General features: G+C 34.6%; 12 protein-coding genes. 11 read left to right on the forward strand and 1 reads right to left on the reverse strand.

The window, feature by feature from the left end:
* Positions 1-86 precede the first annotated feature (86 nt).
* The gene (locus FHS10_RS06540) at positions 87-299 is read right to left on the reverse strand and encodes a hypothetical protein (protein WP_259088712.1); all 213 of its coding nucleotides are present in this window, start codon (positions 297-299) and stop codon (positions 87-89) included.
* Between FHS10_RS06540 and FHS10_RS06545 the strand changes: the two genes are divergently transcribed.
* From FHS10_RS06545 to FHS10_RS06595, 11 genes are all read left to right on the forward strand, one after another.
* Positions 298-1455, forward strand: coding sequence for an MATE family efflux transporter (locus FHS10_RS06545; protein ID WP_259088714.1), 1158 nt, complete (start codon positions 298-300; stop codon positions 1453-1455). The genes FHS10_RS06540 and FHS10_RS06545 overlap by 2 nt on opposite strands.
* On the forward strand, positions 1436-2464 hold the full coding sequence (locus FHS10_RS06550) for a glycosyltransferase family 2 protein (RefSeq protein ID WP_259088715.1): 1029 nt from the start codon (positions 1436-1438) through the stop codon (positions 2462-2464). The genes FHS10_RS06545 and FHS10_RS06550 overlap by 20 nt, the downstream gene beginning before the upstream one ends.
* A gap of 394 nt (positions 2465-2858) precedes the next feature.
* Complete coding sequence (locus FHS10_RS06555) at positions 2859-3767, forward strand: O-antigen ligase family protein (RefSeq protein WP_259088717.1); 909 nt, start codon at positions 2859-2861, stop codon at positions 3765-3767.
* An 86-nt stretch (positions 3768-3853) separates the two neighbouring features.
* Complete coding sequence (locus tag FHS10_RS06560) at positions 3854-4411, forward strand: DapH/DapD/GlmU-related protein (RefSeq protein ID WP_259088719.1); 558 nt, start codon at positions 3854-3856, stop codon at positions 4409-4411.
* Positions 4412-4430: 19 nt separating this feature from the next.
* On the forward strand, positions 4431-5609 hold the full coding sequence (locus FHS10_RS06565; protein WP_259088720.1) for a glycosyltransferase: 1179 nt from the start codon (positions 4431-4433) through the stop codon (positions 5607-5609).
* A 2-nt stretch (positions 5610-5611) separates the two neighbouring features.
* Positions 5612-6550: a glycosyltransferase family 8 protein gene (locus tag FHS10_RS06570; RefSeq protein WP_259088722.1), complete on the forward strand. Its 939-nt coding sequence runs from the start codon at positions 5612-5614 to the stop codon at positions 6548-6550.
* A gap of 65 nt (positions 6551-6615) precedes the next feature.
* Positions 6616-7872, forward strand: a complete 1257-nt coding sequence (locus FHS10_RS06575) for a glycosyltransferase family 4 protein (RefSeq protein ID WP_259088733.1) — start codon at positions 6616-6618, stop codon at positions 7870-7872.
* Positions 7873-7935: 63 nt separating this feature from the next.
* Positions 7936-8901 carry an SDR family NAD(P)-dependent oxidoreductase gene (locus tag FHS10_RS06580; RefSeq protein WP_259088736.1) on the forward strand — a complete coding sequence of 322 codons (966 nt, stop codon included), beginning with the start codon at positions 7936-7938 and terminating at the stop codon, positions 8899-8901.
* Positions 8902-8922: 21 nt separating this feature from the next.
* On the forward strand, positions 8923-9831 hold the full coding sequence (locus tag FHS10_RS06585) for an SDR family oxidoreductase (protein WP_259088738.1): 909 nt from the start codon (positions 8923-8925) through the stop codon (positions 9829-9831).
* Between the two features lie 88 nt (positions 9832-9919).
* Positions 9920-11041, forward strand: coding sequence for a glycosyltransferase family 4 protein (locus tag FHS10_RS06590; RefSeq protein ID WP_259088740.1), 1122 nt, complete (start codon positions 9920-9922; stop codon positions 11039-11041).
* Positions 11042-11047: 6 nt separating this feature from the next.
* Positions 11048-12058, forward strand: coding sequence for a Gfo/Idh/MocA family protein (locus FHS10_RS06595; protein WP_259088742.1), 1011 nt, complete (start codon positions 11048-11050; stop codon positions 12056-12058).
* Positions 12059-12064 lie beyond the last annotated feature (6 nt).

The raw sequence follows: 12064 nt of genomic DNA on the forward strand, positions 1-12064 counted from the left end.
TTTTTTCAGGTAAAAACTGAAAATTAGATAGTGGTGTACCTAGCGATAATAATATGTTGCTATTAGTCCATATCATTTTTTATATTTTATAAAACACGTGTGAAAATAGTAAGTAGTTTATTTAAGTCCGGATCTTCCAGGAGTTTAACAATAAAGAAAAACATACTTTGGTCCTTTATCATAAAGGGTACCAGCATAGTAGTCTCTTTATTTTTGGTACCCTTTACTATTAAGCTGTTAGATACTGAAAGATATGGTGTGTGGCTTACCTTATACTCGATAGTGAGTTGGTTTAACATGATGGATATAGGATTGGGCAACGGGTTCAGAAACAAGTTTGCAGAGGCCATAGCTAAGAAAGATATTTCTTTAGCCAGAGAGTACATGCAAACGTTCTATTCATCGATGTTTCTGATTGCTGCGTCTATATTTCTTATTTTCCTTTGCATCAATCCGTTTTTAAATTGGGGCCATATTTTAAATGTATCCAAAAGCTTTAATGATAATTTAAACCTGATAGTATTAGTTGTAATGGGCTTGTTTTGCTTGCAGCTTTTTCTTAAAAATATTACTACAGTACTATTGGCGCTGCAAAGAACATCTGAAAGTAACTTTATTATTTTCCTGGGGAACGTTCTGGCTTTGATAGGAATATACGTTTATGGACGCTTCTGCCATAGCTCGCTTATGTCTATTTCGGTTATTTTCATGTTATCGCCAATCATTGTTTTTTTAATAAGTACAGTTTATTATTTTAAAATTTATTTGGGGCATCTTTTACCTGCCGGTGTTTATATAAAGAAAGTACATCTATCTAATTTGTTAAATCTGGGAATAAAATTTTTTCTGATTCAAATTACAACCGTTGTAATGTTTTCGAGCGACAGTTTGATAATAACTCAGCTTTTTGGGCCTAAATACGTTACACCTTATAATATTGCATATAGGCTATTTGCGGCAACCTTAACTGGATTTACCATCATCATGACTCCTTTTTGGACGGCTTTTACCGAAGCGAATACTAAAGACGACAAAGCCTGGATTAATAATTCCCTCAAAAAATTAGTGTATTTGTGGGTAGCATTTTCGTGTATGGTTTTAGTATTGTTATATTTTTCGCCCTTTATTTACAATATATGGGTGGGCAATAAAGTGATGATAACGATGGCATTGTCAGCCCAGTTCGCCATATTAGCTATTCTTTTAAGTTGGAACGGTATATTTTCACAGTATTTGAATGGGATTGGAAAAATAAAGTTTCAATTGTATGTGGGGCTTTTTCAATGCGTGATAAATATTCCTTTGGCTATTTTGCTGGCTAAGTACATGAATATGGGATTGATGGGCATAGTATTGGCAACTAATTTATGTTTGATTGTATCGGGTATACTTTTACCCATTCAAACAAGTAAAATACTTAACAACAAGAATTTATATGGAATTTGGTCTAAATAGTTCAACTGATATTCTGTTATCCATTTGTATTCCAACCTACAATAGGGATAAATTGTTATATTCATGTATTTTGTCTATTTATAAACAGCTCCAAGAGATCTCTGCTTCAAATGTAGAAATAGTGGTTTCAAATAATTGCTCAACAGATTTAACCAGTCAAATTGTTGCGGAATTTACAACCAGGCCCAATTTTAAATACTTTGAGCAACCAGTAAACGTTGGGCTGGCCGGTAATGTATTAAAGGTTGTTGAATACGCAAGCGGTCAATATTGCTGGATTATAGGAGATGACGATTTTTTACTGCCTGGCGCAGTTGCATCTGTGCTTGAATTGCTATCAAACAAAAGTGATATCAACTACTTTTATGCCAAAGTAACTAAGTTGCACGTTGATGAGTTTGAAAAATATGCATATCCTTTTGATACCTCCATGTACCAGGATAATAAACCTGTTGGAGAGTTAAAATTCAGAGAGATAGATAAATTTGAAAAGCTAATTACCCCAGAATATTCTCTAATATTCTTAGGAGAGATTATGGCATCTATTTTTAAACGCGATGTGTGGATGCAATACAAGGGGAATTTTGAAGGGGATTTTTTAGATACATTAGAAACCACATATCCTCACTCTGTTGTATTTGCAAATACCTTGTTTGGCCAAAAGGCGATTTATATAGATACACCATTAATATTGGTGTTGGATGGAGCAAGGGAATGGTGGGATAGGGTAGGCTACGTTATTATAGTGCACATACGCAGTTTATTGGATTTGTATAAAAAAAATGGTCTTTCCGGAAGTGATTTAAGAAAATGTAATACCAAATATATCGAAATAAGTTCTCCCTACTTTATCAAATACCTTAAAAGTAGTGAAAGCAAATACAAGGATAAAATATCAAAAAGTAGATATTTGAAGTTTGTTATTACTCATCCAATCAGTTTGTTTTCTTTTTGGGGACAATATTTAACTACAAAAATGAAGAATGTTTTTCGAAAGTTTAGTAAGTAACCTCTAATTTAATTTTGACACTTTGCCATCAAATATAAAATATCTACTGGTTGGATTCTGTTTCTATCCCTTCATCGCATACTTTCTGATAAATGTAGGGAACATAGAGATTGACCGTGTTTTCGGCGCGTTGTCTTTGTTTTTTTGTATTACTACACTTTACAGAAAATTTAAGCGCGATGGTTTTATTTACGTGCCTAAATATGCTATGTCGTTTTTGTTGTTCGCTATTTATGCCATTATAGTAAATGTCTATACTGGAGCATATCAATTATATGAAGAGTCTGCAGTGCGGTATTGTTTCATTAATTATAATATATCATTAGTTTACATTTTACTGATTATAGAAAACGTTAACATAAGATTTTCTATAGAACCACTGCTATACAAGTTATTGAATTTTATTTTTGGTGTTGCTTTAGCAGTCATAGTTGTTCAGTATCTTGTAGATCCTTACTTTTTTGCGCGTAAAGATTTGCTTGCAAAAATTACTTTTTTGGACTCTAGTACAAGGCTTACTTCTATTTTTTCCTGGATTGGATCAAATACTTACGGAGTTTCATTGCCTTTCATTTACGCTTATCTGTTGTACAAAAATGCAAGTAAGAAAACCTTTGTAATATACATTCTGTTAGGCCTTGTTTACGCTCTTTTAACTCAAACACGTTACGTAATTTTATCAGTGCTTATCATAACGCTTTATTCAGTTTTTCAAAATAAGAAAAATACGGTAAGGTTCATTTTCTTTGCTTTAGTAGCGTATTTCATATTGGTGAATTTTGGAAATAGCTTTTTCGATTTCGATGCATTTATTTCAAACAGGATATTTGAAAATGATGCGAGAAGCGCAGAGAGCGCTTCGTCCTACGGAAGGATTTTATCATATTATGCATTTTTGCAGGCTTTTCCTGATAGTCCTATCTGGGGGCAAGGCGAGGCCCTTACAAGATCGTTGAAAATTTATCTCGGCGATATCCCGGTTATACATATTGGGTATTTGCAGTATTTATATGCTTTTGGAATTTTCGGTATGTCTTTATTTGTGCGAGCCTATTATCAACTGATTAAACGACTCAGAATGTTAAGTAAGGCTACTGGCAACTATTCCGTTTTAGTGGGTATAGTAGCTTACCTTGTAGCTAACACAACGTTTGTTTGGTTCAGATTGTTCGACTTTGGATTTATCGTAACTTATTTTATTCTTATTTCTCAAAGTAAGTTGGCCAGCAAAGTGGATGAGGTTGAAACACCGGAGCTTGATGTTAAAGCGACGACTAAACAGAGATCAATAGTATGGTCTTAATGATACAACTGCAATTTTTTTTATTATTTGTTATAAATATATCATTATAGATGGTAGGAGTAAGAAAGTTCAATTATTTAAGAATAATGTTTTTAACATGGTTGTGGACTTGCTTTAACCGTTTTAATGCCATGTATATGTGGGGAATAGCCTTAGGTGAAAATTCAGTATTTTGCGGTAAAGCTATCTTCTTTAAAGCCGAAAACAGCCAGATTAGTATTGGCAATAACTGCATATTTGTTTCTGATGCCAACTCAAAAAATTTAATAGGAATTAACAGGCCCTGCATTATTAATACACAAAAGCCCGGCGCTATAATTACTATTGGTGATAATTCTGGCTTTTCGGGTACTGTTCTTGGTGCCACCGTAAAAATCGTTATTGGCAAAGATGTTAAGTGCGGAGCCAACACTACAATTATTGATTCTGATTGGCACCCAGAGGATAGCAGGAGCGGAATTCCTAAACCGATTTTTATAGAAGATAATGTTTGGTTGGGGGCCAACGTAGTTGTATTAAAGGGTGTAACTATTGGCGTAAATACGGTGATAGGGGCTAATAGCATTGTCACTAAAAGTATGCCCGCCAATGTTATAGCAGCAGGTAATCCTTGTGTTGTAATAAAAAGTATTAAAAACGGCTAATGCCCAAAAGTATATTTTGATGAAGAAAACTATTTTTTATGTTGGATATAACGTTTTCCCGGTGGGCTTCGGGCAAACCCAGCGCGAGCTTTTAATTTCAAAAGGATTAACAGAAAAAGGATGTAGAGTTGTGATACTTTGCAGGTATGGCACATATGCCCCAGGAAAAATAGCTAACATTTTGGCCGAAGGAACTTTTGATGGCGTAGAATATAAATATTGTAGTGGCAGCGCCTATCGTGGGCAAAGTTTCTTTAAAAGAAATTTAAAAAAGTTAAAAGGTTTTCTAAACGAGATTGGAACCATTATAAAAGGAAAAATGAGCGGGGATCTCAAAGCTATCCTGATAACTACTAATAGCTTCGACAATATATTGCTCTATTCTATTTTGGGTAAGTTATTGAATGTCCAAACGGTGATTGATAATACCGAATACTGGACAGCAGTTAAAAGACACAAATTTGCATTGGGCGATAAACTGTACGATAAATACAGCTATAAAATAATTGATAAAGTTATTTGTATCAGCGATTTTTTACTTGAGAAATCTGCAAGTAAAAAGCCGGCGGCTTTGGTTAAAATTCCAAGTATCGTTGATTTTTCAAAATTTGAGTCGTTTGACTTTATTAGTAAGCCAGGTTTTGAATATTTTCTGTTTTGTGGGTCTGCGGTTTACTACCCGGTGATTGAATTTATTATAAACGCGTTTAATTTAATACAGGATCGCAAAATTAGTTTGGTTTTGATTTGCGGAAACGGCGGGAAAGGCGATTATGATAAAATAGATCAAAAGATAGCAGCAAGTAACAAAAAGGATTTGATCCATTTTAAGTCAAATTTAGCATATTCAGAACTGGTAGGATGGTATAAGGGTAGCTTGGCTCTGCTTATACCGTTAAGGCCCACTAATGAGGATGCGGCAAGGTTCCCCCATAAAATTGGTGAATACTGTGCATCAAAACGCCCTATTGTTACAACAAATTTCGGCGAGATCATGTACTATTTTAAGGATGGTGTTAACGCCTTTGTAAGTGGGGAGTATGAGCCGCAGTCATATGCAAATGCTTTACAAAATGTTTTAAAAGATAAAAACGTAACGGAGATGATAGCTTCACGGAGTTTTGAAACCGGGAAAAATAATTTCGATTATACAGTGTGTGGCGAAACTGCTTTTAATTTAATTTATAATAGTTATTAATTATGAATATAGTACCAATAGTATTTGCTTTTAACTACAAGGTGGCCATGCCAGCTGGTGTTTGTTTTACATCATTATTAAGATCGGCAAAACCAGATACTTTTTATGATATGTTTATAATACATGGCCCAGGCGAATTAAATGAAGAGTATCAAAGACAGTTAACCGTTTTAAAGGAAACTTATCCGAACTGTAATTTTACATTTCTGGATATAGGTGATGCATTTAATGATGTATACATTGCGCGAGGCGTTCCCAAGTTAACATATTATAGAATACTTATTCCTGAATTAATTGAAAATTATGATAAGGTAATTTTCTCTGATGTGGATATCATATTTACAAACGATTTGTTTGAAGTGTATGATACTTTTAATGATAATAATTACCTGGGAGCAGTAAGATCGGCGCTTGTTAAAAGAAAGTATGTGGAATCGTTAGGCTGTAATCCGGATGATTATACCAATGGTGGGTTTCAGTTATATAACCTAAAGCAGATTAGAAAGGATAAAATGACACCTAAGCTAAAGGAGCTTTGTGGCAAAAAGTTTTTCTATTTGGATCAGGATATCACAAACATAATATACAAAGGCCGAGTTAAGTTCCTTTCGCCACGATACAACTCTACACAGACATTTTTTAATAAAGCGCACACTCGGGATACCGCATTTTTCAAGCTGTTTACCCAAAAGGAAATAGAGGAAGGGATTGATCCATACGTAATACATTATAATGGTGTAAACCCATGGCAAGGCCTTTGCCCGCGGCATGATATATGGTGGGCGGTTTATAGGAGCTCCATTTATTTTAATGAGGAATTCTATTATGCTCATTATCATAAAATATTGACACCCAAGGCAAAAGATTTGATTAATCAATTGCCTAAGGCAATTTTAAAAAAACCATTTGGAAAGATATACCGCAAGTTTTTTCCTTATTAATTTACCTAAACCGAATTATTGCGTGACCTTGATGTGCTTTGGTTGAGGTCATAACGTAGATAAAAATGAAAATTATATTAGTAAACTATCGGTATTTTATTTCTGGGGGACCCGAAAGATATCTATTCAATATTAAGGGGTTATTAGAAGAAAATGGCCACACGGTAATACCTTTCAGTATAAAAAGCAGCCTTAATAAACCATCTGATTATGAAGAATATTTTTTAGATCCTGTAGGAGCGGGCGACGAAGTATATTTCGGACAAATTAAAAATGATGCGAAAACTGTAGTAAAGTCTTTTTCAAGAATGTTTTACTCTCTGGAAGCAAAAAAGAAGTTAGGTAAGCTAATTGAAGATACCAAACCCGATCTTATCTACGTGCTGCATTATCAGAATAAAATATCAGCCAGTATATTTGATGCGGCCGTAAAACATAAAGTTCCGGTTATTCATCGAATTTCAGATTTTGGGCAGATATGTGCAAACGCACTTTTTTTTCGTCCACGTCAAAAAGATATTTGCGAACGTTGTTTACAAGGAAGCAAAATAAATGCGGTTGTCAATAAATGCGTTTATGATTCATATATATATTCGGCTTTAAAAGCATCATCAATTGAACTACAGCGATTCTTAAACATTACTAAAAAGGTAAATGCCTTTGTGGTACCGTCAAAATTTACCTTATCTAAATTGAAGGAATCGGGTTTTCCTAACAGTAAGCTTGTACATATACCTACCTATTTTAATTTTCAATCCATAACAAATGGCTCACCGGTTGAATATTTGCCATTTGCGGTTTATATAGGGCGTATCGAGTCAGAAAAAGGATTGTTAACCCTGGTTAAGGCATTTGAAAATACAAACTTTAATCTGAAAATTATTGGCTTCTCGGCAACCGGCTACGAAGCCGAACTTAAAGAATATCTAAAAGATAAAAAACACAATATTGAGTTTTTAGGTAAAATGGATTTTGGTGAAATTCAAACTTATTTATCGCAATGTTTATTTACGATAGTTCCATCTGAGTGGTATGATAATTTCCCAAATACTATTTTGGAAAGTTTTGCTTTCAAAAAATGTGTGGTTGCGACAAACACAGGAAGCTTAAAAGAAATTGTTGTAAATAACGAAACGGGAATCCTTTTTGAATTAAAGAGTGTAGATGATCTGAAAAGAAAAATTGAAATTTTGTTTAACAATCAAGCACTAAGTATTGCTTTAGGCGATAACGCTTACAACAAGTTAGTGACCGAGTTTTCTGCAGGCTTGCATTTTGCTAAACTTATGGAATTATTTGAGAAAACCGTCGCATCTTATTAAATTTTTATTTTTTTTGTTATTTTATTAAAATTTTGCTAATTTTAAACATATAAATTATACATCGTGAAAATACTTGTAACAGGAATTGCGGGCTTTATTGGCTCGCATACAGGCGAGCGCTTAATAAAAGAAGGGCACCATGTTGTTGGTATTGATAACTTTGATCCTTTTTATTCAAAGACTTTTAAAGAGTTTAATATTGAAGGTTTAAAAGCTTCATCAAGCTTTTCGTTTTACGAAACAGATATTCGCGACAAACAATCATTAAAAAATATTTTTAGTGAACATAATATCGATGCAGTTGTTCATTTAGCTGCGAAGGCTGGTGTTAGGCCATCAATTGAAAATATTGAAGATTATTATGATGTAAATATAAACGGGAGTATTGCATTGCTCGAGGCTATGCGGGCGTCAAATGTTAAAAAAATCGCGTTTGCATCTTCATCGTCGGTTTACGGAAATAATGAAAAGGTGCCCTTTTCAGAAAGTGATGTGGTTGATAATCCCATATCTCCTTACGCTGCCACAAAAAAAAGTTGTGAATTGCTAAGTCATGTTTATAGTCATCTTTATGACTTTGATATTACATGCCTGCGTTTTTTTACAGTATTTGGACCACGCCAACGACCGGATCTTGCAATTCATAAATTTACAAGATTTATTGATCAGGGTAAACCTATTCCTTTTTATGGGGATGGCTCAACCTCAAGAGATTATACATATGTGGCTGATATTGTTGATGGAATTATGTGTGCGTTAAATAATCTTGATGGTTACAGGATTTATAATCTCGGAGAATCACGTGTAATTAAACTTAACGAACTTGTGCTTGCTATTGAAAAGGCTTTAGGCAAAAAAGCAGTTATAGATAGAAAGCCATTTCAGCCCGGAGATGTGGAAAAAACCTATGCAAACATTACAAAAGCTAAAACTGAAATAGGGTATAATCCTACTTACAATTTTCAGGAAGGTATTCAACTGTTTGTTGATTGGTATAACCAACACAAGGAATATCTTTATAACAATTAAAAAACTCAATAAAATTACAATATGAAAAAAATCTACATCGCCGGTTCAGGCGGAATGCTTGGTGAAGCTTTTTACAGAGTGTTTAAAGATGATTATGAAATCAAATGTACAGACAAAGATGTTAATACCGATTGGTTAAGTTTTCTTGACTTTCGCGATCTTGAAAAATACAAACAAGATGTTGAAAGTTTCAAGCCTGATTACTTATTTCACCTTGGCGCTTATACTGATCTTGAGTTTTGTGAGCTAAATGTAGATGATACTTATGCAACAAACACACTTGCCGTTGAAAATGCAGTATATATAGCCAATGCGCTTGAAATTCCTTTATTATATATTAGCACCGCCGGTATATTTGATGGTAAAAAAGATTTATATGACGATTGGGATATGCCAAACCCGCTTGGCCATTACGCAAGATCAAAATATATGGGCGAGCGGTATGTAGTTGAGCATGCACATAAATATATTGTTTGCCGTGCTGGCTGGATGATGGGCGGTGGTCCGGAAAAAGACAAAAAATTCATCAATAAACTTATCAAACAATTGGTATCTGGAAAAAGAGACCTTTATATTGTAAATGATAAAGATGGTACCCCAACCTTCACTATTGATTTTGCGAATAATGTTAAAGAGTTGATTAAAAAAGAATACTGGGGTTTATATAACCTTGTTTGTAAAGGTCAAACAAGCCGCCGCGAAGTTGCAGAAGAACTGGTAGAAATTATTGGTTTAAAAAATGAAGTAACTTTCCACGATGTAACTTCAGAGTACTTTAAAGATACTTATTTTGCCCAAAGGCCACCTTGCGAAAGGTTGGTTAACAAAAAGCTGGAGCTAAGAAACCTTAATGTTATGCAAGACTGGAGAGTTGCGTTAAAACAATATATAGATATGTATTTTGTTGACTATTTGAAAGATAAGATTTAATCAATCTATCAAAAGCAATAGTTTTCTGCTAATATTTAAGTTGCTATATTAATAAAGTGGGCAATATCAACATTTGCCTTAACTGTTTATGGAAAAGTTAAGAATTGCTGCTTTTGGCGGGTTTAGATCTATACCGCCAAAAGCAGGCGCTGCGGGGTCAGATAAGTTTGCTTTTGATTTATACCCGCGTATAGTTAAAAAGGGGCATTCATTGATTGCATATAGTAGAATATACCCCGATGATAATGATGTACTTCATGCCGAATACGAAGGTGTTAAGATTAAATACTTTAAAACAGTTAATAAGGCTGGTTTTGATACGTTGCTACACTCCGCAAAATCAACTTTTGATGTTATATTTCATAACACAGCCGATGTAGTTCATTTGCACAGTGGCGCAAACAGTATCTGGGCTATCTTTTTAAGATTGGCTGGTAAACGTGTTGTTGTAAGCCAGTTTGCAATGGATTGGAAACGCGATAAATGGCCTTGGTATGGGAAATTGTTTTATCTGGTGTCAAACTATATAACAGCATATTTGCCTAACAAGGTTGTTTTTGATAACGTTTTTACAAAGGAATATTTTGAAAAGAAATTTTCGAAGAAATTTGATTTTGTTCCTTATGGATCAGAGGTAAAGCCGCCGCCACCTAATACAGAAATTTTTCAACGTTTTGGCATCGATCCTGGAAACTATTTCCTTTTTGTTGGTCGTTTTATACCTGATAAAGGGTTGCATTTATTGGTAAAAGCTTTCCAAGCATTGAAAACCTCAAAAAAACTTGTGCTTATTGGAGGGTCACCTAATCCAAGTCAGTATGAAACTGAGATAAAAAACTCAAAATCAGACAGCATAATTTTTCCAGGATATGTTTATGGCGATGAAACTAATATACTGATGAAAAATGCCTATGCATACGTTCAGCCTTCGCTTATTGAAGGTTTATCGCCTGTTATATTAACAGTAATGGGATTAGGTACACCACTCATATGTTCAGATATAAAGGAAAATACGTTCATTACCGGCACTAATGCTACTACATTTACATCGGGCGATTGGGAATCACTGAAGCAACAGCTGACGTTTGCCCTCAATCAGCCGCAGGATATAAAAGATAAAGCGCTTGCTGGTCAGGAAGATGTTAAAAACCGGTTTAACTGGGATGTTATAACAGAAAGCTACATTCAATTATTAAAAAAGAACACATAACAAATCATGATAAAAGTAGCATTAATAGGTGCTGGTAAAATGGGATTATCTCATTTATCGATATTGGGCGCTCATCCGAATGTAGAGGTGGTTGGCGTTTGCGATACCTCAAAAATGGTTAATGATTTTTTAACAAAGCATGGTGGGTTTAATTGTTTTACTGATTACAAGAAAATGATCAGAGAAGCAAAGCCGGAAGCTGTAGTTGTTGCAGTGCCCACAAAATTTCATTACCCTATTATAAAGGATTTACTCGAAAGCAATGTACATGTTTTTGCCGAAAAGCCATTTTGTTTAACATCGGTGCAGGGCGAAGAGTTAGTTAAGCTTGCACAAAAGCAAGGTGTCGTAAATCAAATCGGATATCACAATAAATTCATCGGAACCTTCAGCGAAGTTAAAAAATTAGTTAAGAGCGGCGTTTTAGGAAAAATTCACCATTTTGTTGGCGAATCATACGGCCCGGTTGTAATTAAAGCTAAACAAGAAACCTGGAGGTCTGATCCTTCGGAAGGAGGTGGCTGTCTTTTAGATTATGCATCACATGTTATTGATCTTATAAATGATATTCTTTCGCCGGTTTCGAGCGTTGAAGGAAGCGTTTTAGATTCTATTTATTCAAATAACGTTGAAGACGCTGTTTACTCACTGCTGAAATTATCTGATGGTGTAAAAGGCGTTTTATCTGTTAATTGGAGCGACGAAACATACCGTAAAATGTCAACTACTGTAACCATTATCGGTACACAAGGAAAAATAGTTTCTGATGCCAATGAACTGAAGGTGTTTTTAAAAGATACTGGCTCACTAACCGGGTACTCAACCGGCTGGAATGTTAAGTATATTACAGATTTAACTGATCAGGTTGATTTTTACTTAAGGGGCGAAGAGTATTCGGCTCAGCTGGATTACTTTGTTAAAGCAGTTGCCAAAACAGTACCCAACACCATAAATACCTTTCAGAGTGCCTGGTACACAGATAAAGCTATCGAACTCATTAAACAAAGCGCTAAATAACATACA

The organism is Mucilaginibacter dorajii, assembly GCF_024808255.1.
GTDB lineage: Bacteria > Bacteroidota > Bacteroidia > Sphingobacteriales > Sphingobacteriaceae > Mucilaginibacter > Mucilaginibacter dorajii.